The sequence below is a fragment of the Runella sp. genome, from assembly GCF_965279615.1.
GTDB lineage: Bacteria > Bacteroidota > Bacteroidia > Cytophagales > Spirosomataceae > Runella.
The window spans coordinates 5,180,621-5,203,166 of the sequence record NZ_OZ257252.1 but is presented as its reverse complement, the minus strand read 5'-3'; the positions used below and the strand labels follow the sequence as shown (position 1 = coordinate 5,203,166).

Annotated in this window: 17 protein-coding genes; 4 read left to right on the top strand and 13 right to left on the bottom strand. The window is 43.5% G+C overall.

Annotated features, from left to right (window positions below; translation table 11 throughout):
* Window positions 1-10 precede the first annotated feature (10 nt).
* From ACQY73_RS21895 to ACQY73_RS21880, 4 genes are all read right to left on the bottom strand, one after another.
* Window positions 11-1,366 carry a methyltransferase RsmF C-terminal domain-like protein gene (locus ACQY73_RS21895; RefSeq protein ID WP_428654959.1) on the bottom strand — a complete coding sequence of 452 codons (1,356 nt, stop codon included), beginning with the start codon at window positions 1,364-1,366 and terminating at the stop codon, window positions 11-13.
* Between the two features lie 69 nt (window positions 1,367-1,435).
* Window positions 1,436-2,569 carry a glycosyltransferase family 4 protein gene (locus ACQY73_RS21890; RefSeq protein WP_428654957.1) on the bottom strand — a complete coding sequence of 378 codons (1,134 nt, stop codon included), beginning with the start codon at window positions 2,567-2,569 and terminating at the stop codon, window positions 1,436-1,438.
* Window positions 2,569-3,414: an ion transporter gene (locus tag ACQY73_RS21885; RefSeq protein ID WP_428654954.1), complete on the bottom strand. Its 846-nt coding sequence runs from the start codon at window positions 3,412-3,414 to the stop codon at window positions 2,569-2,571. The genes ACQY73_RS21890 and ACQY73_RS21885 overlap by 1 nt, the downstream gene beginning before the upstream one ends.
* Before the next feature lie 206 nt (window positions 3,415-3,620).
* The gene (locus ACQY73_RS21880) at window positions 3,621-5,255 is read right to left on the bottom strand and encodes an amidohydrolase (RefSeq protein ID WP_428654952.1); all 1,635 of its coding nucleotides are present in this window, start codon (window positions 5,253-5,255) and stop codon (window positions 3,621-3,623) included.
* 163 nt (window positions 5,256-5,418) lie between these two features.
* Between ACQY73_RS21880 and ACQY73_RS21875 the strand changes: the two genes are divergently transcribed.
* Both ACQY73_RS21875 and ACQY73_RS21870 read left to right on the top strand, forming a co-directional pair.
* A complete protein-coding gene (locus tag ACQY73_RS21875) occupies window positions 5,419-6,750 on the top strand; it encodes a TolC family protein (RefSeq protein WP_428654950.1) in 1,332 nt (443 codons plus the stop codon).
* A 73-nt stretch (window positions 6,751-6,823) separates the two neighbouring features.
* Window positions 6,824-7,162, top strand: coding sequence for a hypothetical protein (locus ACQY73_RS21870; protein WP_428654948.1), 339 nt, complete (start codon window positions 6,824-6,826; stop codon window positions 7,160-7,162).
* Window positions 7,163-7,233: 71 nt separating this feature from the next.
* Here the strand turns inward: ACQY73_RS21870 and ACQY73_RS21865 are convergent, their stop codons facing one another.
* The 5 genes from ACQY73_RS21865 to ACQY73_RS21845 form a co-directional block, all read right to left on the bottom strand.
* On the bottom strand, window positions 7,234-8,307 hold the full coding sequence (locus ACQY73_RS21865) for a phosphotransferase family protein (RefSeq protein WP_428654946.1): 1,074 nt from the start codon (window positions 8,305-8,307) through the stop codon (window positions 7,234-7,236).
* 246 nt (window positions 8,308-8,553) lie between these two features.
* A complete protein-coding gene (locus tag ACQY73_RS21860; protein ID WP_428654944.1) occupies window positions 8,554-10,926 on the bottom strand; it encodes a M1 family metallopeptidase in 2,373 nt (790 codons plus the stop codon).
* A gap of 114 nt (window positions 10,927-11,040) precedes the next feature.
* Window positions 11,041-12,117: an LptF/LptG family permease gene (locus ACQY73_RS21855; protein ID WP_428654942.1), complete on the bottom strand. Its 1,077-nt coding sequence runs from the start codon at window positions 12,115-12,117 to the stop codon at window positions 11,041-11,043.
* A gap of 232 nt (window positions 12,118-12,349) precedes the next feature.
* On the bottom strand, window positions 12,350-14,410 hold the full coding sequence (locus tag ACQY73_RS21850; RefSeq protein WP_428654940.1) for a cytochrome c biogenesis protein CcdA: 2,061 nt from the start codon (window positions 14,408-14,410) through the stop codon (window positions 12,350-12,352).
* Window positions 14,411-14,437: 27 nt separating this feature from the next.
* Window positions 14,438-15,034 carry a hypothetical protein gene (locus ACQY73_RS21845; protein ID WP_428654938.1) on the bottom strand — a complete coding sequence of 199 codons (597 nt, stop codon included), beginning with the start codon at window positions 15,032-15,034 and terminating at the stop codon, window positions 14,438-14,440.
* Window positions 15,035-15,167: 133 nt separating this feature from the next.
* Between ACQY73_RS21845 and ACQY73_RS21840 the strand changes: the two genes are divergently transcribed.
* A complete protein-coding gene (locus tag ACQY73_RS21840) occupies window positions 15,168-15,947 on the top strand; it encodes a LytR/AlgR family response regulator transcription factor (RefSeq protein ID WP_428654936.1) in 780 nt (259 codons plus the stop codon).
* A 378-nt stretch (window positions 15,948-16,325) separates the two neighbouring features.
* Entirely contained in the window at window positions 16,326-17,417 is a 1,092-nt protein-coding gene (locus ACQY73_RS21835) for a GntR family transcriptional regulator (RefSeq protein WP_428654934.1), read from the top strand.
* Between the two features lie 135 nt (window positions 17,418-17,552).
* On the opposite strand, the gene ACQY73_RS21830 is transcribed toward ACQY73_RS21835, so the two are convergent.
* From ACQY73_RS21830 to ACQY73_RS21815, 4 genes are all read right to left on the bottom strand, one after another.
* Window positions 17,553-18,020: a DinB family protein gene (locus ACQY73_RS21830; RefSeq protein WP_428654932.1), complete on the bottom strand. Its 468-nt coding sequence runs from the start codon at window positions 18,018-18,020 to the stop codon at window positions 17,553-17,555.
* Between the two features lie 268 nt (window positions 18,021-18,288).
* Window positions 18,289-19,410, bottom strand: a complete 1,122-nt coding sequence (locus ACQY73_RS21825) for a glycoside hydrolase family 88/105 protein (RefSeq protein WP_428654929.1) — start codon at window positions 19,408-19,410, stop codon at window positions 18,289-18,291.
* A 205-nt stretch (window positions 19,411-19,615) separates the two neighbouring features.
* Window positions 19,616-20,989, bottom strand: a complete 1,374-nt coding sequence (locus ACQY73_RS21820; RefSeq protein ID WP_428654926.1) for a glycoside hydrolase family 88/105 protein — start codon at window positions 20,987-20,989, stop codon at window positions 19,616-19,618.
* A 272-nt stretch (window positions 20,990-21,261) separates the two neighbouring features.
* A complete protein-coding gene (locus ACQY73_RS21815; RefSeq protein WP_428654924.1) occupies window positions 21,262-22,509 on the bottom strand; it encodes a sulfate adenylyltransferase subunit 1 in 1,248 nt (415 codons plus the stop codon).
* Window positions 22,510-22,546: the final 37 nt, after the last annotated feature.

The window sequence follows — 22,546 nt, the reverse complement described above, 5'->3', positions numbered from 1 at the left end:
TCTCTACCCCTTACTCAGGAATTTCCATCCTGATCCGCCAATCTTTTGGTAAATAATTATTGATACGATTGCCCAAACCTTTGACCCAACCAAGTCCCAATCCCTGATACGTAACCAAAAGCCATCCTTTGGGTGCGTCCAACATTAGGTTCTCTTTTTTTAGAAATTGCAAGGCTTCACTTTCTGAAAGTTCCAAACGCGGCAATTTATCAGACACAGCCGTACTCAACGCCAACGCATGAGAAGGAATGAAATCTGTTCCTTTAAAAGAGCCCATTTCCAAACCTAATCCTTTGGCAAACAACAAATTATCCAAAATAATCAAATCTTCTTTTTGATTTTCCAACAAAGCAATGACATCACCGTTGGGCTTTTCATAAAAACTGAAATCGTCCGGTTCTTTCAGCCAACGACTGATTTCGCTCAGTTGTTTTTTGTGTAACGGTTTGAATGAACGTGGCCTTCCGTTCTTTTCCATGTTGTAATGGAATGAATCCGATTGAGTCGTTTTTCGAAACACCGCCAGAAAAAAGCCTTCTCCTTTTACTTTATGCGGATAACATTGATACCCAAGCATTTTAGCCGTTATGCCCCAATCAGTAGGCAAGTGAAGTCTTACTTCTTCAAATTGACCACTATTTACTACAAATGCACTACTGTCCCGGTTTTCAGCGTCGTTATAGGTACAGGTGCAATAGATCAAAATCCCGCCGGCACTTAGCAACGGCATAGCTGCCCCCAAAATTCGTTTCTGACGCCCGGCACAAGTCTGTACATTTTCAGGTGACCATTCTTCCACGGCATCCGGATCTTTCCGAAACAATCCTTCTCCGGAACAGGGAGCATCGACCAAAATCACATCAAAAAAACCTCCCAATTTTCCCAAATCTTCAGGATCATGATTGCTGACATGAACGTTAGGGAAACCCCACTTCTGCACATTTTCTTTCAAGATCATGACCCGACTTCGGATAACCTCATTAGCCAATAAAAGACTGTCGGAAGATAGCGCAGAAGCCAAAAGTGTGGTTTTGCCACCCGGAGCGGCGCACAGATCCAATACCCGCAACGGCTCTGTAAGATCAACCGTCTGCTTCAATGCTTCTCCGATCAACATCGAAGACGCTTCCTGTACATAATACGCCCCCGCGTGAAAAAGCGGATCAAGCGTAAATACTGGCCGAACGGGCAAATAACGGGCTTCTGCGCACCATTTAACGGTATCTTGGGTAGGAAAATCAGGAAATTTAACCGAATTATAACGGATGCTCACGGGCGGCGGTTGCTGCAAAGCCGCCTCAAAATCGGCGTATTCGTTGCCCAACTGAGCTTGAAGTTCCTGTATAAATGGATGGGGGAATTGCATAGTCAAATTACGTTCAAAACAGGCCGTGTGTTCATTACACAAAACAACCGGAAACTGAGGCAAAGTAGCCTACTTCAGCAAAGATGCGTAGATTTCCGTCAACTCTTTCGCTATTTTCTCGGCATCAAACTGCTTTATGTGTTTTTTCCCTTCTGAGATCAAGGTTTTTCGCAGCGGTTCGTCATTCCAAATTGTTCGTAATGTTTGGGCTAACGTGTTCACATCATTGGGTTCAATATACAACCCACCGGTACCGCCGGCTTCTTCAAGACACGAGCCCGTAGCGGCCACTACAGGCACACCGCTGTGCAAAGCTTCCACGATCGGAATGCCAAATCCTTCAAAAAAGGAAGGATACGCAAACACCCGTGCCGATTGATATAAAGCGGGAAGATCAGCAAACGGAACGCCATTTAGGATTTTAACAGTGTCGGATAAACGATGTTTCGAAATGTAGGCTTCAATTTCCTGCTGGTACTTTGTTTTGCCGCCAATCAGCACCAGATCAGCATCCTCCAATTGCGCTTCATGAAATGCTTTTACCAAACACAGCTGGTTTTTACGCGCTTCGATAGTGCCGACGCTCAATACGTAAGGCTTATGAATAGTATATTTTTGGCAAGTCTCCGAAACTTTCCAAGGCTCTAAGGCTTGAAAAATTTTAGGCTCATGAAACGCTTCATGGCAATTTTGATACACGACCCGAATCTTTTCGGGTGCAGTTCCGTAAAAGTTTACAATATCACGTTTGGTCTGCTCGCTTACTGCCACAATAACATCCGCTTCTTCACAGGCTTTTTTGAATTTTCGGCGGTAAAAAAAACGATCAATGGCAGGGTATAAGTCAGGATAACGCAAAAAAATCAAATCATGAATGGTCACTACGGATTTGATGCCTGACTGTGCTAAGCCATTGGGAAGTTCATTGCTCAACCCATGAAAGAGTTGAACGTTGTCATTGAGAAGCATTTTTTTTATGCCGTAACTCCGCCACCAAGTACCGTAAAGCTTATTATTGAAATCAGGCAATCGAAGGTCTTTAGTCGGAAATTCATCAAAAAGGCCCTTCTTTACTTGTGGTGTATACGCCAGGTAAGTATGTTGCGGAGCAAATTGACACAGCGCATTGAGCACAAAACGGCTATAATTACCCAGTCCTGTTCGATTATTAAAAGCCCGTTTAGCGTCAAATCCAATGCGCATCAGTGTTTTTCCATAGGTTTATGAACATGCTCAACTTCCTGTAAATCAATCCAATTGTTGCAATGCGGACAGCGAATATACTTACGACCTTTATCCCGGCGAATTTGCTCCATAAAGCCCGACGCAATAATACCTGTAGGTAACGCAAACAACGCAATCCCCAAAACCAAGACGATTCCTCCAAAAAACTTCCCGACCGGCGTCATGGGATACATATCACCGTAGCCGGTAGTAGTCATCGTAATGACACCCCACCACAAGGTAGCAGGAATACTCGAAAATTTGGTAGGTTGACCGGTATGTTCCAAATAATACATCACACTCGATGAAATGAATAAGGTAAAAAAGATAAATGCAAAACAAAGCAACAATTCCTCTTTATGCTCCAAAATAACGGTTCTGATAAGTTTGAGTGCGTGTGAATAACGCGTAGCACGAAACAAACGGAACAAACGAAATACGCGTAAAATCCGAATAATCCCAAAATCAGAGGTGAGCAATGAGAAATAGAAGGGAAAAATACCCAGAAAATCAATGATTGCCCAAAAGGAAAAAATATACATCAAACGCCCCCGCCAACTGTTTTTGATTCCGGGATTTTCAACGCACGACCAGATACGTAAGAAATATTCAATGGTAAATATGCCCACCGAAATAATTTCAAAATTTTGAAAAAAGCGCTCGTAATGTTGGTTATTCCTGATTTCAGGAACGGTATGAAGAATAATAGCGACCGAATTAAGAAAAATAACAGACACCAAACTTATATTGATATATAAGCTCAGGCCACGTCGACCGGTCGCTGAAAACTCCAGCGTGTTGTAAACTCTTCTGCGGAAGGTCACGGAATGATACGATTTATGATTATACGATTTGGTAACAACAAGACTACTGATTGCCTGTCAGGTCACTCAAAAAATACGTTAAGACCTCACAAAGCAAACGAAAACAGTAACATTTACCGAATATCTACTCCGGTGCAGCAACGCAGACCGCACCTTTTCAAGTGATTCTAACTTTTCCGGTTTTAATGGTTTGACGGCTATTTTGTTTACTTCCGCTCAAACACTTTTTCGCCGGCCACATAGGTTTTCAATACTTTCACTTCCCGGAGTTCGGCGGCGGGAGCCGTCATCAGGTCTTTTTCCAAAATGATAAAATCGGCGACTTTCCCTTTCTCAATGCTGCCCAAGCGACCTTCTTCAAAATTGCCGTAAGCGGCCCAAGCTGTCATGCCACGCAGGGTTTCTTTGCGACTGAGCGCCCCTTCCGGTTGATAACCTCCTGCGGGAAAGCCTTTGGCATCCTGTCGGTATACGGCCGAGTGAAACGTATAAAAGGGTGAAACGGCTTCTACCGGAAAATCAGTCCCGAACGTGATCTTGCCGTTTTGTTGAAACAACGCCTGAAAAGCATAGCCATTTTTTTCACGTTCTTTGCCCAAACGTTCTCCCGCCCAATACATGTCCGAAGTGGCGTGAGTGGGTTGTACAGAAGGAAGAATGTTGAATTTACCAAACGTCGGTACATCAGCTGCATCTACGATTTGGGCGTGTTCGATTCGCCAACGGCGGTCGTTTTTCCCATTCAGGTATTTGGCGTATAAATTAAGCATAAGACGGTTGGCCGAATCACCAATACAGTGCGTATTTGCCTGAAATTCGCTGTCAGCAATTTGCTTCACGAAATTTTCCAATTCCTTGGGACTCAGCAACAAAAACCCTGTTGTTTCGGGTGCATCACTGTAAGGCTTAAGTAAGCACGCCCCGCGCGAACCCAACGCACCATCAGCATATATTTTGAAGGAACGAACATTAAGACGATCAGTAACGTAAACGCCTTTTTTCAACATTTTATCCACATTTTCCTGATTAATGCTTACCATTGGGTAAAGCCGAATTTTCAACTCACCTTTTTTCTGCAAATTATCCATCAGGTCGATCACTTCGGGCGATACACCGGCGTCTCCCACATTGGTCAGACCGTAGGAGAAACATACTTCCTGTGCTTTAAGCAACATATCTTTGATCTCAGCTTCAGAAGGTTGTGGATTGGCCGCTCGCGCCAACCGCATGGCATTATCCACCAAGATACCCGTAGGCTGACCGTTTTTTATAGGAATAGCACCGCCGTCAATCTTAGTTTCACCCGTAATTTTGGCCAGTTGTAGAGCTTTTGAGTTGACCCATGCCGCGTGCCCATCTATTCTGGTTAAGTAAACAGGGTTATTCGGAAAAGCTTTGTCCAGTAATTCTTTGTCAGGAAACTGCTTAACCGCCCAATCGTTCTGATCCCAGCCGCGACCGATGATCCATACACGGTCAGGATGTTCGGATTGGTATTTTTTAAGTCGTTCCACTACTTCTTCCGCCGACTGCGTATCCACCAAATCAGCCTGATCAAGCTTTTGACCTAAGCCATAAAAATGCGCGTGTGCATCGTATAGACCCGGATAAACGGCGTGGCCTTCGGCATTGACCAACGAGTCGGATTTATACGCGCCAAACACCGATGCAGAATCGCTAATCAGCACAAATTTACCTTCTTTTATAGCAAAAGCGGAAGCTTTAGAAAAGGTCGAATCGACGGTATAAACCGCCGCGTTGTAGACAATTAAGTCGGCTTTGTCTTGATTTGAGCATGACGCTAAAAAGGCGGCGAACAGCGCGTAAAAGTAGTTTTTCATCGTGTCGGGTTTATTTGATGCTTAAAGCTACGCTATAAAAAGTTATTTTTGAAACGTCAAACGCGTTTTGTCGCCCTGTTAGGGTCTATCTTCCCGTTATTTCTCTTCGGATAGATGCTGAACGAAATGACAAAATAAGCTAACCTATCCTTTGCCTGCTTGTATGACACGAATTTTTACACTTCTGTGCGTTCTGTTTTTATTGCCTTTTATATCCTTTTCCCAAGAACTTCTTACGTTGGAAAGTGCCATTTCCGTTGCGCTTGAAAAAAATTATGCCATCAAAATAGCCCGCAGTCGCGAAGCCATTGCCCATAACGACAACACACGCGGCAATGCCGGCATGTTGCCCATCGTATCGGGATCAACGCAGGCTAACTTCAACAATAACAGCGTTAACCAAACCTTTTTCCCCGTAGGTACCACCACCCGCGACCCGCTTATCCAAAAAGGTGTGCAAAACCGTAACTCTCTCTCCGGCATCAACTTAGTATGGACCGTATTTGACGGAATGGGCATGTTTGCCACTGCTGAGCGTTTGCGCGAAATTGAGCAATTTGGAAAAACCACCGTTAAGATCAACATCGAAAATACTGTAGCGCAGGTAGCGGCAGCTTATTATGACATTATTCGTCAGAAACAGCGTCTTGAATCACTCAAAGATGCACTTGATATTTCGGGCACTCGCCGCGAATTGGCCAAAGCAAATTACGAAGTAGGAACTACATCCAAGTCTGAATATTTGGCCGCGCAGGTGGATTACAACGGCGACCAAGCGGCTTTGGTAGCTCAGGAGCAGTTTTTGCAAAACACCAAAGTAAACCTGAATGCGCTGTTGATGCGGGAATTGGGCACCGACTTTGCGATTCCGGACACCATTATTTTTCGTAAAGACTTGGAATTGGTTCAGTTACAACAAAATTTAAAAAGCCAAAACCCCAATTTAATTGCGGCCAATCAAAACCGTAAAATTGCGTCGGTGATCGAACGGGAAGTAAAAGCGACGCGTTTGCCGCAGGTAGATGTGCTTGGAAGTTATACCTACAATACCCTCAGCAACGAAGTGGGTTTTGGGGTAAAAACCAGCAAAACAGGTTCATTGAATTACGGTGCCCGGCTCGTCATTCCTATTTATGACGGTTATAATCAACGCCGGCGGGAAGCAAATGCCAAGATCGGAACCATCATTGCAGAGTATCAGGAATCTGACTTGTCGGTGCAGTTGCTTTCTGCCTTGGAACGCACATACAATACCTACCGTAATAGTATTACCCTCTTCAGTTTTGAAGAACAAAACCTCAAAATTGCCCGCCAAAACGTCGATCTAGCCTTTGAACGTTACAAGTTCGGAAACTCCACGGCCATCGAATTTCGGGAAGCACAACGAAATGCCGTTGCCACGGAATCACGTTTGATCGAAGCCGCCTATAACGTCAAAGTGACTGAAATTGAACTGCTTCGTTTGAGCAGCTCAATTATTACAGACGTTAAATAAGAAAAACAAATGACTGTCTGAGGCTTTGATTTACCTTTGCCGGAAATCAATTCGTTTTCGCCAAAGTTTGTATATGGAGCCATTTTGGAATAAAACTCTCACACGCGACGCTCTCCTAACAGTTGCTACAAGTGCCTTTTTGGCTTGGAGTTGTTTTTACGGCCCAACGATTCACCTACCTTTTTTGGTCGGAGTTTTATCCGGCATCAGCTTGGGATTTCTTCAACCCCGCAAAGGATGGATTCTGGCCATTGAGCAAGTAGCTTTAACCATTCTTTTCTATTTCCTGATCAATAACTTCCAACTGATTAGTCCTTTCGACGCCGATGCTACCCAATTCACAGCCTTTTTACAATTTTTCCCCGTTTTTGCGGGGAGCTATTTAGGTGGATTTGTAAAACGGGCTTTTTAGCTTTTAAACAGCCGCTCAAGCAGTTGCTCGGCTCTGCCGAGTGACGAATATTCTAAGGCCTCCGGCCGTTATCAAATCCTTCCCCGTTCAATCGCTTTTGCCGCCGTCTTACTCAATGAATGAACGCCCATAATTAAACCCGCAAAACGTTCATCTTTGCTGAATCCCTGCTTCCAACGGGCGTAGATTTGTTGAATAACTACCGTATTTTTAAACAACCCAAAAACATAATAATAGAGAATATTGGAAACATCACGGCCGCTTTGTTGGGCATAACGGTCCGCAAATTCCCGGCGGGTAAAATTTCCCGGAAGCCACGTAAGATTAAAGCTTTTCTCAAACGCACCGTCCGTCGCTTCCGACCAATAAGACAACGATGTTCCCACATCCATGAATGGGTCGCCTACGGTCGTCATTTCCCAATCCAATACGGCAAGAATATCTGTTAAGTCATTGGTATTGAGTACTACATTATCGTATTTATAATCATTGTGAATCAACGTGGGCGCATTTTCGGCGGGTCGGTTTTCGACCAGCCATTGATATACCTGCTCCAAAACCGGCACTTCGTCGGTTTGAGCGTGTTGATAGCGCTTGTACCAACCTTCCACCTGACGCTGTACATAACCTTCAGGTTTACCCAAAGTTATCAACCCTGTAGACTGAATATCAATGGAATGTAGCGCGGCCATATTATCAACCAACGCCGTAGAAAGACGTCGAAATGTATCGGCATCTATACCCATTTTAGGCGCGGAATGGGCACGCAAAATTACGCCCTGTACCCGCTCCATGACATAAAACGGGCAATCCAACACACTTTCATCTTCACAATACGCAATGGGTTGGGGAATTTTGGCGTAGCCGGCTGCCTTTAACAGCGACAATACCCGAAACTCACGCCCCATGTCATGCGCTCCTTTGATGTGCTTGGCTCCAAACGGCGGACGACGCAGTACATATTCTTTTCCTGAAGCCGTCTTGAGAAAATACGTCAAGTTAGAATAGCCGCCGGGAAATTGATTTACTTCAGTAATTACGCCAAAATCAGGCAATTGTTCAGAAAAATAGGCGTTCAGTTTAGTTATGTCTAATTGTTCGCCATCACGCACCGCTACGGGGGCATCGGTTTTTGGAATACTCATGGGGTTTAGGTTTTTTTCAAAAAATGAAAAACTTTCTCAAACTACGTATTTATTGGAAACAGGCTTTACTAACTACCGATTATTTTTTGGGTTAATTAAACTGTTTTAAAACAAAGAGGCAAGAGTTGGCTTATTACCTGAATCTGCCCGGAAAGAGCGAAACAGGCGAAGTATGTGTACAAAAAAGGGCAGAGAACACAAAAAAAGGGCGGAGGTAAACCCCGCCCCTACTATAGGATAATTTGATTAATTTTTGGCTCCGCCTTGCTGTCCTGCTTTTGGCGGCTGACTTTGCTGCGCCTCACGCATTGGATTGGGTCCGCGTTGGAAACCGCCCTGCTGCTTAAACAACTGGAACTTAGTAGGTTGGGCAGGCTGACGAGGAAAACTGTTATTCTCTGTATCAATATCTGCAATTTCCAAATAGGGGTCGAGCGTCCATTGAACGATCTTTTTCTTACTCGTAATGACCTTCGAAACATCCTGATCGTTCAAACGCCAGATTTCGGCCGGAAAACGCGCTACCGAATCTGTACCATCTTCATATTGCATCCGTACAATGACCGGCATAGGCAAACCGCCTTTGTTTTTTAGTTTGATAGTATAAAAATTCAAGCCTGATTCGACCAACTTGCGTTCATCCGGCGTTAAGCTTGCCAAGTATGTTTCGTATTTTTTCTTATCGTTTTCCGTTACTTGGTAAGGATCATAGGTATTATAGAAATCCTTCATGTCAGGATTTTTATCCACAACGCTTTCTTTGATATAGTCTTTATCCCGTTGACGCGCTACGGTATTGCGTTTGGCATCGGCTTCTTTTTTAGCAGCAGTCTTATTGATCTCCGGATTTTGGGTATCCACCGCAAACCATTCCACTTCTGTAATATCCTGATCTACGGGTTGTGTCCCATAAAACCAGCCTTTCCAGAACCAATCCAAATCCACGCCGGAAGCATCTTCCATCGTACGGAAGAAATCGGCGGGAGTTGGATGTTTAAATTTCCAACGATTGGCATATTCTTTAAACGCATAGTCAAAAAGTTCACGCCCCATGATGGTTTCGCGCAGAATATTCAGACCCGTGGCAGGTTTGGTGTAAGCATTAGGGCCAAAACCCATGATATTGTCAGAACTTGACATGATCGGCACTTGCTTGCTTGGGTCGGTACGCATGTATTCTACAATGTTTTGAGGTTCGGCTACGTCGCCGCCCATGTCGCGGTCCCATTCTTTAGTAGCCAAATATTCCATAAAGGAGTTCAGTCCTTCATCCATCCACGACCATTGGCGTTCGTCAGAATTTACGATCATCGGGAACCAATTGTGGCCTACTTCGTGAATAACTACCTGAATCAAAAAGTCTTTGGTACCTTTTGAATACGTCCCGTCAGCTTCAGGACGCGCGCCGTTGAATGAAATCATCGGATATTCCATCCCACCCACAGGTCCGTGTACTGATTGTGCCACGGGATACGGATAATCGAACGTAAATTTGGAGTAAGTTCTGACCGTATGAGCCACTAACATGGTCGAGTATTGTCCCCAAAGCGGATTGGCTTCTTTAGGATAAAACGACATTGCCATGATCTTTTTGCCGTTCAATTCTACGTTCATGGCATCCCAGATAAACTTGCGGGAAGTGGCAAAGGCAAAATCACGTACGTTGTCAGCTTTAAAGATCCACGTTTTTTTACCGGTTGGTTTGTTGGCTTCGTTCTTAGTTGCCTCTTCCTGACTAACGATCAACACCGGTTTGTCAAAGGTTTTACGTGCCTGTTCCATGCGTTTCAGTTGGTCGGCCGAAAGCACTTGATTTGCATTTTGCAATTCACCCGATGCACCCACAATATGATCGTTGGGTACGGTAATGGCTACTTTATAGTTTCCAAAGGCCAAGGTAAATTCGCCCTGTCCCAAAAACTGTTTGTTTTGCCAACCGTTCACGTCATCATAAACACACGCCCTTGGAAACCACTGGGCTATTTCATAAATAAAGTTATTGTCTTTGGCAAAATATTCAGCGCCTGAACGGCCCTGTGCAAAGCGAAAATCAGTGATATTATAATTCCAGTCGATTTGAAAAGTCACCGATTGACCCGTTTTAATCGCTACCGGTATTTCAATCCGCATCATGGTTTCGTTGATGGTATAACGAAGCGGTTGGCCCGTTTTAGGATCTTTCACGGCCGTAATTTTATGGCCGTAATCTTTATCGATCATGGAGCGCATCGTAGTGCTCATCGGCATTCCTTTCTCGTTGACAGAACTTGTACGGCTCAGGCTCGACATCGAATTTTTTTCAAATATATTCTGGTCCAACTGCATCCATACGTAGCGAAGCTCATCGGGAGAATTGTTGAAATACGTTACAACTTCAGAGCCTGTTAAGTGTTGTTTTTCGTCGTTGATCTCAGCCTTGATATCATAATCAACTCGGTTCTGCCAATACTCTTTTCCGGGAGCGCCTGAGGCGGTGCGGTACGTATTGGGCGTAGGCAGTTGAGTACCCATCTGCTCAAAACGCGAATTGGCGTGGTAGGATGTTGGAGCGGGGGCTTGGGCCTGCAAATAATGGGTGGTTTGCCATAGGCAAAAGACTAAAAACAGGAGTTTTCTCATGGTATTCGTTTGCTGAATGATTTTTACAAATTTAAGATTTTCCAATCAAATAGGGAGTTAAACTTGTAAAGCAAAGCCTAAATATCCCCCAAATTGGGTGTAATTACTTAACAACTATCTTGGCAGTGTTTTATAAAGCACGAAGCCAATTCCGGCAAAGATGATATTGGGCAACCACACCGCCGCCACTGCAGGAATTTTGCCTGATTCTGCAATTCCTTTGGCAAGCATAAAGAACAGCAAATACACAAACGCCAGAATAAATCCTAACGCAATTTGCCATCCCGAACCTCGTCGGCTCTTACGCGCTGATACTACTACCCCAATAATGGTCAAAATCATAAAGGCAAAGGGGTGTGTAAATCGGGTATATTTTTCGAGTAAATAGGTTTGAATACCGTCAGCGCCCCGCAAATTGAGCAGATCAATGTAATCATTCAGCTGCGTAAGGGTCAATTCTTCAAAGCGATTTTTATCATTTTCGAAGTCTTTTGGGCTCAGCGTAATGGCCGTATCTATTTTGACCCCTTGCGTTAAGATCTCTTTCTGACCATCAAACTTCCGAACTTTATAATCATATATCTCCCATTTTTTTTTCTTGGGTTCCCAAGTGATGTGATCGGAAGTAAGTTTCTCTCTCAGTTGATTTCCTTCAATGCGTTCCAGTGTAAATTTATAGCCTGTTTGAGAGGTATTGTTATAGCTTTCAAGGTACGCATAAGTGGTAGGAGCCACTTTAATGTGAAAGTTCCGACGATTGAAATAATATTGGTCTTCGATGTATTTGTATTCGAACGCGAGTCGAATCTTGTTGGCACGCGGAATGACCCAACCCACCATATAAAAAGTAAAGGCGGCCAGAATCAACGAGCCAATAAAATAGGGGAACAAAATCCGAATAAAGCTGATCCCGCTGCTGAACATGGCGATGATCTCGGTACGAGCCGCAATACGCGCCGTAAAAAACACCGTTGAAATAAACACCAATAAAGGGCTAAGGTAATTGGCGTAATAAGGGATAAAATTCAGATAATAATCTACCAAAATTTCATACGGAGGAGGATTTGTCTTCCTGAAATTGTCGACCTTTTCCGTAAAATCAATCACACAGATAATAAGTAGTGTGACGAGTACCGTAAATACGTAAGTGATTAAGAAATTCTTGAGAATATAGCGGTCTAATATTTTCATGCAATAAGTCGTTCGTCGTAGCTCAGAACGCTCGTTTTAAAATAGAACGTAAATCACTACAAGTTATGCTTTGATTCAGCAAATGTTACCCTTTTTTAGATTTTTTAACATTTAACAAACAAAGCAACTTCCCCAAAGTGAATGCTTTAAGGAAGTTGCTTTTACTGATTTACCCGACCTGCCATATTTTACAAACCAATACGCCTGAACTTGGCACGTCTTTATAGTAGGTTTACTTCTTATATTTTGCCAATCCTTCGTCCAGAAAACGGGTAAATTCTTCAACGCCGGCATAACCTACAGGCTTCGTAAGCAACTCACCGTCAGGAGTTACTACACAGTAAAAAGGTTGTGCATTGTTGTTGAATTTCGTGATCTGTAAATCAGCATTTTTAGCCCCGACGGTCGTTTTTTCACGCTGATCGTAAGTAGAAACAAACTGCTTTTCTTTGGGCAGTTCAGTTTTATCATCCACGTACAAAGAAGCAATCACAAAGTCTTTTTTAAGACGGCTCAATACCTCCGGTTGCGGCCATACATTGGCTTCCATTTTACGGCAGTTCGCGCAATTGAATCCTGTAAAATCAATAAAGACGGGCTTTCCAACCGCTTTGGCCTGTGCCAATGCCTGTTCATAATCAAAATAGCCTTCCAATCCATGCGGCAAATGCGGCTTACGACGACCCGATTCTGTCAATGCCGGAGCAGTCGATGTGCCGCCACCAACGGCATTGGTCAGGTAAAAATCCTGCGTTTGCTCCGGAGGCAGCCAGCCCGATAACGCCCGCAACGGTGCGCCAAACATTCCCGGAATCATGTACACCACAAACGCAAAAGTGGCCGAAGAGATCAACAAACGCGGAATCGTAATTCCCTTTACGGGCGTGTCTTTGTCCATCCGAAGTTTGCCCAATATATAAAAACCGATGATGGAAAACAGCACGATCCAAATTGCTAAAAATATCTCACGGTCAAGCACTTGCCACTGGTACGCCAAGTCAATATTTGACAAAAATTTCAACGCCAACGCAAATTCCAATAAACCGAATACCACTTTGAATTCATTGAGCCAACCGCCGGATTTGGGCAGACTTTTCAGGAATTTCGGAAACATTGCCAATCCCGTAAATACAATGGCAAAAGGCAGTGAAAAACAGATCATTCCCAATACCGGACGCATTACTTCATTGCCTTTGGAGGCCAATATCAACAGAGAACCCGCAATCGGCGCCGTACACGAAAACGAAACCACCACAAGGGTAAGTGCCATAAAAAAGATACCGATAAGACCACCTTTATCGGCTTGCTTATCGACGCTGTTGACAAACGAATTGGGCAACACAATTTCAAACAATCCTAAGAAAGAAAGTCCGAAAAGGATAAAGACAATAAAAAAGATCGCGTTGGGGGCCCAGTGTGTACTGATAAAGTTGGCAGCCTGCGCGCCTCCAATTCGGGAAACCAAAAAGCCAAGCAACGTAAAAATGGCCACAATTGAAAGCCCGTATACCAATGCCTTGCCGGTACCGTGTTCCTGTTTGGTAAAATAACTCACCGTCATGGGCATAATGGGATAAATACACGGCATAAAAATAGAAGCTAAACCACCCAGAAAACACGCCAACAAAAAGCTCCAAAGTGATTCTTCCGACTCGGAAACAGGTACCGAAAGATCAGAAGCCGGTGCTGTATCGGCCGTTCCTGCGGGCTGGGTTGTTGCCTGAACAGTATCTGTTCCGGAGGTTGTTGGTTGTGAGTTTGCGGCGGCCTGTTGCTCTGTTGTCGGAGTAACTGCATCTGTTTTAGGTGCATCGTTGGGAGAAACGGCGGCTACTTTGATGGTGTTTATCTTTAAATCGGCAGTTCCCATCGTACAAAGGCCATCGTTTTGGCATGTCTGATAGGAAATCTCCACTGCTATTTGCGGAGAGGGTTTCAGGATTTTAACTTTTTGAACAAAACTTCCTTTTCCTTCGGCTACACTGGTATTTCCACCCCATACTTCTTCGTAAAATTTATGAAATCCTACGGGTTTGATTTTCCCGACGAGTTGGTACGTATCATTGGGTTTGAACTTGAATTCAGTAGGATTAGGGCCATCTTTCACTTCAAACTCTGTTGAATACAAATGCCAGGTAGGATCAATGTCCGCATTAAATTTCAGCTCAATGATATCCCCTACTTTTGCTTCTTTCTTAGGAACTTCAAACGACCAACTCGCGTGATCCTGAAGTTGAGCAAACGTCGGAACGGAGACGATTAGAAACATTAAAACAGCAGCAAAGCGCTTCATATAATTGACAGATAATAGTAACAGTTTTTATTTTTTATTTTTCTCCAACGACTTGGCATCTACTTTTCGTACTACTTCATTCTTTAGAAACTTTACGCGCCAAAGGCCCAGTTTCGTGGCATCATCGGCAAAGCACTTTTGGCAAATTATGTTTTCAGTTGCAATAGGTGCGTTATAAATGAGTACAGAATCTCCCAGTTTCTGGATGTTGGTGGATTGAGGAAGTTTATTTTCTGCGTTGTACAAATAAGCATCCAATATTTCTTTCTCTTTGGCTGCCAGTTGGGGACTTTTTACATCTTTAGCCCCCAAAAGCATGATTTTTACTGCGTATAACTTCTCTAAAGAGTCTATTTCCGCAATCCCTTTCAATTGACACAAAGAAGCAAAATCAGCTTTTGAACTTCCGGCTTTTGCTTGCCATGCCGCTTGCGCCTGCTTTATGATTCGCTCTCCCCATTCATCCACAATATCCACTACCTGCGGAGAGGTTACACGTTTGATCTGCATACTTTTCATTTTCTCGACGGCTTCTTTGGAGCCTTCTACACGTCGTTCGGGATTACAGGAGGCAAAAAACAAGCCAACAATTACTAAAATACAGGTATGCAGTCGGTAGTTCACGATTTTTTTGCTTCAAAATTACACCTTATTCTCAGCAAAATGAAAACGCCTCTTGCCGGCGTTTGGTTCAGGCAAAAAGTTTGTAACTTGCCATTGCCTATTTATTCTGTACAAAAGACCGCTGCCATTTGCCATGAATACGCCTTTTAAAACCCTTCTGATCGACGATGAACCCTTGGCTCGTGCCCGTTTGCGCCGACTGTTGGGCAAATTTGCAGAAACATTTGAGATCATTGGCGAAGCCGCGAACGGCGCAGAAGGGTTGACATTGGTCGAAGAATTAAAACCGGATGTCATTTTTCTGGACATCGAAATGCCCCTAATGACTGGTTTTGAGATGCTTTCCAACCTCACGTTCATGCCAATGGTCATCTTTGCTACCGCCTATGACCAATACGCCATTCGAGCATTTGAAGAAAACTCCATTGACTATTTACTTAAACCCATCGAGAACGACCGGCTCGAAAAAACAGTAGAAAAATTAAAAAATCGAATTGCTTCCAATCAGGCGAAAAATACATCCAACGCTTTCGACTCCGGCCTTCTGCAACTCATTGAACAATTCAAGCCCAAAAAAGACCTTCATGCTATTTCGGTCAAATTTGCCGATAAGATCTTATTGATCCCATTAGAGGAGATCAGTTTTTTTGAAGCGGAGGATAAATATGTGTTTTTAGCTACTAAAGAAGGCCAAAAGTATTTGACGAGCTATACCATTTCTACATTGGAAGAAAAACTTCCGGAACATTTTACCCGGGTCAGCCGGGCCGCGATTGTGAATTCCCGTCAGGTCAAAGAGATTCAGAAACATTTTGATGGGAAGTTCATTTTGGTGCTCAATGATAAAAAATCAACCAAAATTACTTCCGGTCAATCATTTGCCGATAATGTCCGTCAATTGTTTGAACTATAGAGACGCAAGATGTTGCGTCTCTACACCGTGCCTTCGGATTCTCAAATCCGAAGCTTTTTTGAGCTGTTTCAAGCATTTTACAATCTTCCGAACCATTGGCTATCAGTTATATCTGAGTAAAATAATACAATTTCAGCCAACTTATTCTTTGTATTATTTTGACGCCGTAGAGACGCAACATTTTGCGTCTCTACGGTATTTATTTTCGATTTCTTCAAAACATTTCATTTTGATAACGTTCCCGATAACGTTTGCATAAATAATTCATGCCAATTCTTTCAAAAGTTTAATATCTTCTATATATATTACAATACGCTATTCGCTAAACAAAAAGACCTTTTTTACAGGATTTCTTAGAAAAATTCAAGAGGCTCACTTATGACAACAACCATTGCTTCTATCAACCGCCGCAGCAATCATTATGGATTCGATACCTCCAATCGCTCCTCGGCTACGGGTTTGTATCAGTTGCAATTTAATCCGTCAGACAAGATGCCAAAGTACAAGCAGATTGTCCATTCGGTGATCAAAGACATAGAAAGGGGCGTGTTGCAAAAGGGGAACCAATTACCTTCCATCAGTGAACTAAGCATTGAGTACCTGCTGGCGCGCGACACGGTGGAGAAAGCGTATCGAGAACTCAGAGCGCGCGGTTATATCACATCGGTACAGGGAAAAGGATACTACATCCAATCCAATCACGACAAGAAACTGAAAGTGCTGCTCATTTTCAACAAGTTGAGTTCTTATAAAAAAATCATCTATTATTCTTTCCTCCAAACGCTGGGCGATCAAGCCACGGTAGATCTGGAAATTCATCATTATAGCGCGGGACGTTTTCAGGAAATCATTGATAAAAATCTGGGCAAATACAATTACTACATTGTGATGCCCCATTTTACGGAAGACCTGGACAAAGCAGATTATCTTCAAACGCTCAAAAGCATTCCTGCCGGTGAATTGGTTTTACTGGATCGCGAGATTCCCGAGCTTCCACAACAACCGTTGAGCATCTATCAGCGCTTTGAAAAAGACATTTTTGAGGCATTGGAAAATGCAACGGACCTACTGGCCAAATACCAACGTATGGTATTGATTTTTCCAAGCGACGGCAATTATCCGCTCGAAATCGTGCGTGGCTTCCGTAATTTTTGCATTAATTATCACAAAGAATTCGACGTCCGCGAGACCGTTGATGAGTCGATGGTTCGGGCGAAAACTGCTTATATTGTGGTTGAGGAAAACGACTTGGCAGAGTTGATCAAAAAGTCCAGAAGTGCTCAACTTACCTTGGGAAAAGACATTGGAGTAATATCTTTCAACGAAACAGCACTGAAAGAACTGCTGGATATTACGGTCATTACCACAGATTTTGAAAAAATGGGGAGAACCGCCGCTACGCTTCTTATTAACAATGAGCGCATTAAAGTTAAGAATCCTTTTTATATGATCCGACGTGGTTCATTATAACGGTTTATAACTAAACGAATGAATACAGGATAACAGAGAGTTTAAAAATCCATAATTATTGAGAGAACAGATAAATAAACAAAAATCCCGCAGGGTTTTGCGGGATTTTTTTACTATCCACTAATAGAAATTCAATCACCGATTGATCAGCTTTTTTAATGCTGTACAATATCCCAAATGAAGGCCTTCGTGTTGAGGAATATAATTCATCACGTCTCTGAAAGTTTCAATTCTTAATTCGGGATAAGAGCCTGAATTATAGGCGTTGTAATTTTCAAAAATGTTTCTTTCTATGTCCTCTTCCAGTTGGTCAATCGTAGAGAAAAGGTGCACTTTCAACCATTCAAACTCTGCGGAATTAACAAACTTAACCGGCTTTGTACCATTCTTATATTTATCAATGATCTCAGCTTCAATAACAGGTTGATTATTTGAATACCGATAACATAGAATCTGCTGACTCGCAATCACATGGCCGATATTCCACATGATATTATTGTTAAAACCATCCGGAATCCGATTCAAGGCTTCAATGGAAAGCCCCTGCGTCAGATACACCAGCTTTCTGCGGGACGCTTTGATAATTTCAATGGTCTTTTTCATCAATAGCGAGCTTGTTAAAGGATTTAAATCAATCCGCGCAAAATTACGACACATTGATCTATATTCCCAAGATGAAAAAGCTTCAATCTGTACCTGTTAAAGAGCTATTTAAACGCTAACTTGGTTATATAAGTGCCATGACACTTGACTGATTTATAATAAAGTAATGAGGTTTTTGAAAATTTCCGCCAACCGAACTGCCTCAAAGATATATTGTCTTCTGACCAAAATCTGAAATTGGGAGAAATCTGAAAAAATCCTTTAAGTACTACAATTTGGCTACTTCAGTACCTGCCAAAAGAAAGCAACCTAAGCCAAAATCTTCATAATCAGGCTGTTTATCGTAGCTCAACGGCTGTCCGTCTTTGGGTTCTTTGCCCGTTCCCTGCACCCAGCCTAAAAATCCATTGGGGTGTACGCATTCTTTCAGCATGGCATTCATGGCTTTGGCCACGATGGGTTGATATGTTTTCTTATCCAATAACCCATTACGCATTCCCCACGCCATCCCGTATACAAATAAAGATGTTCCCGTGAGTTCTTTGCCGCCAAAATCGGCCTCGTCGGTCAGGCTCACGTTCCAGTAACCGTCGGGGCGTTGAAGGGGCGCAAGTGCCTGCATCATTTCAAGGTATGTTTTTTGGTATTCTTCGCGGTGCGGTGCGTCTTTAGGCATAATTTCCAGTACACGCACCAATGCCGCTATCACCCAACCATCTCCTCTTGACCAATAGCAATTTTTGCCTGTAGGTGTTTTATAAGGCGGGTCAAAGTCTTTATCTCGCCACCAAAGCCCCTCGGCCGGATTATAAAGCCCCTTGTCGCCGTGTTGGTTTTTGGTGAATAGATACATTTCATACATCTTTTCGTAGTAGCGATTGTCATTATAAAGCACCCCCAATTTTGCAAAAACGGGCATCGCCATCTGCAACGCATCCACCCACGACCAATCATCTTTTTTGTCGCTGTTGACCATATTATCCATACAGGCTTTTATATCGCGAATGCGTTCCTCTTTTTTGTCCATCAGGTACAGATCAATGTACGTTTGTCCGCAGCATTGATCATCGCCATTACGGGTCGTAATTCCGTTGCGTAAACCCCACTTGTGTGCTTCTCCCCACGAAACGGCATAATCTAAGTAGCTTTTTTGCGGGTCAAGTTTATACAGGGCCATGAGTCCTTCGTAATACACACCTCGTGTCCAGATATTGCTCGGACGCGTGCGGTCTTTTCCCACAATGGGTTTGCCAACATCGGGCCATTTATTCATGAAATAGGCATTAGCCGACGTCATGGCCTTCAGAAGTTCCTTCTTTTTGGGGAGTTTTTGGGCATAGGCGGCTGATGCGAGGAGTAAAAGCGCCAGTGTAACTTTCAGAAATTTCATTATCTCTATTTTCTTATACGTTGGTGTTTCAATAAAGCTACAAACAGGTAGCTCCTACGGAGCATTTTGTTAGTAGTTGTACTATTTCCACAGTACTACAACCAAAGAGATTGCTCCGTAGGAGCTACCTATTTGTAGCCCATCAGAATCCACACCTCAACCTTTATGTGCCGTAGGCACTACCCTTAATCAGTCCCAAAACAATTTATTTTTTCTGCAACAACTGCACAGAACTGTCATTGATCTCAAACTGCTTGTTTTTTAACAAACTGATTACCTCTGCACCTGCCAAAATCACAGGACCGTAGCCGTGCGCTGCAAAAGGGCTGATGGGACGGTGGTAGTAAAAAGCAGGATCGAAGCCCATGCCCGTACCCACGCACGTACCTTCCACTTGGCCCTTTTCATTAACTTTGGTTGAAACAGCATTCCATGCCAACAGGGTCATAGGCGCATAGGCCAAGCCGTCTATCCAGCCTTTGTTAATGGCATGAGCAATAGAATAGGCATAAATCGCGGTAGCCGAAGTTTCTAAGTAAGAATCTTCACGGTTAAGCAATTGATGCCAGAAACCCGACCCCGACTGATACGACGCCAATCCTTTTACGTGCGCTTTCAGTAATGCCAAAATTTCAGGACGGGCAGGGTGATTTTCGGGCAAAACATCCAAAACTTCTACTTTGGTCAAAATCGCCCAGCCATTGGCTCTTGCCCAGTGAAATTGGGGATGCTCGGCCATGCCTTCCACCCAACCGTGCATATAAACGCCTTTTTCTTTGTTGAACATTCTTCCCGCAAATTGCAGTACCTGCTTGGCCGCTTCATCGTAATATTTTTTATCGCCTGTCAGTTTCCCCATTTGCGCAATGGCAGGTACACCCATGAACAGATCATCCAACCAAAGTGTGTTGGGTTGAGGGCGATTTCGTGCCAACGTGCCGTCTTTCAGCTTATGTTCCTTGTTTAAAATATAGTTGATATGGCTATCGATCAAGGGGCGCATATTAGACTTATTTCCTTCGCGTGTGGCCTTAATCATGGCAGCACACATGGCACCGCAATCATCTAAAGCATGAGGAGTCAGCAAACCGCGCAGAGGCCCTTTTGTGCCCCAATCGGCGTGTTCTTCAGTCGTTTTTTTGAAGTAAGGCGCGGCATTGGCGATAAATTCCAATCGCTTTTCGGTGTATTCTCTGTAACGGCTATCGCCTGTTACTTGACTTGCCAACAACATTCCTCCGTAAGTAACGCCCCATTCGTAACTTACCAAACGATAATCACCTTTTTGCAGGGCTGTATTTTCGTCAATTTTAGATAGGTCCGTCAACACTTCGCCCGTCTTGGAATTGACAAAGGCTGGAGGTGTAACATTATTCAGGTATCCATGAATTCGATCCAAAACTCCTTTTACTTCATCTGCTTTTACAATGCCGTAAGGAACGGGATAATCAGGTTTTAATAAATGCAGAGGCGTGTTGGAGTCATTGGCATTGAGGACATTACGTTGCGCGGAAAGCGGCAAGGCCAAACTTATCATCAATCCAAAAGCAAGCAGGTTTTGACGGGATAAATAGTTCATAGGTTTAAAGGAGAAAATAACCTTGGTTTTGTTGGGAAGGTACAAAATTGACATGAATTGTGGCAGTAACATTCCCGTACCTACCTGTGCAGTTACCGGGCAGTCGCTCGCGTCTCGCGAGTGACGATTATTGTTAGGCCTCCGGCCTGAATAAAAAAATAGGCTGGAAGCCTCATAATAGTCGTCACTCGCGAGACGCGAGCGACTGCTTGGTAACAAAAACCCCTGACTTCTTTGAAAGTCAGGGGTTTTCTAATTTGAATAACAAAGTATCAAGCTTCTACCATGCACGCACCAACAGTTACATTAGATGTTTCGTCAATCAAGATCGCGGCACCATTAGCGCGGTTTTGCAGGTATGAATCATACGCAAGCGGTTTGGCAGTACGCAGGATGATTTTTGCGATGTCGTTCAATTTAAGGCTTTGAATATCTTCCAATCGCTCATAGTTATTAACATCAATACGGTATTCGATGCCTTTAACAGAGCAACGTACAAGGCTCGTTCCGTGTTGAAGTGTATATTTATTGCCAACTTTCAGCTCTTTACGGTCGTCCATCCAACAAATGGTTGCTTCAACATCTTGGCTTAGGACGGGCAGGTTGCCCGTACCACTGATCAAATCTCCTCGGCTGATGTCTACATCTGTTTCGAGCAATAGCGTTACTGATTGAGGGGCATAAGCTTCTTCTACTTCTTCTCCATACAACTCAATTTTGGCGATTTTGGAGGTTTGCTCTGATGGCAAAACGGTAATAGAATCACCTTTTTTGAAAACACCGCTTTGGATTCTTCCCGCGTACCCACGATAATCGTGCAATTCTTCGGTTTGAGGGCGTAATACATACTGAACGGAAAAGCGCGCGTCCGTGTAATTTATATCATTTAAAACATCGACGTTTTCAAGGTAATGAAGCATAGTCTCGCCTGTGTACCATGTCATTGCTTCGGATTTATCCACGATATTGTCGCCGGCCAACGCACTTACGGGAATGATTTTTAAATCTTTGATACCGAGTTTATCGGCCAGTTTTTTGTATTCCTGCGCAATCTGCAAAAACGTATCTTCCGAGTACCCTACCAAATCCATTTTGTTGACTGCCACCACAATGTGCGGAATACCCAATAGCGAAGCGATCAACGAATGTCGACGCGTTTGTTCAACCACTCCCTGACGGGCGTCAATCAGAATAATGGCCAAATCAGCATTAGAAGCACCCGTTACCATGTTACGGGTATACTGAATGTGGCCCGGAGCATCAATACTGATAAATTTGCGATTGGGTGTTTGGAAATATTTATAGGCTACGTCAATTGTAATTCCCTGTTCACGTTCCGAACGAAGTCCGTCGGTCAATAAAGCCAAGTCTATTTCACCATCACCTCTGGTTTTGCTGGCGCGTTCAATAGCCTCCATTTGGTCGGCCAAGATGCTTTTTGTATCGTAAAGCAAGCGACCGATCAACGTACTTTTTCCGTCGTCAACACTGCCTGCGGTTATAAATCTTAGAATGTCCATTTGTAATAGTAAGTAAATCAATGAGTCCGTTCATAGT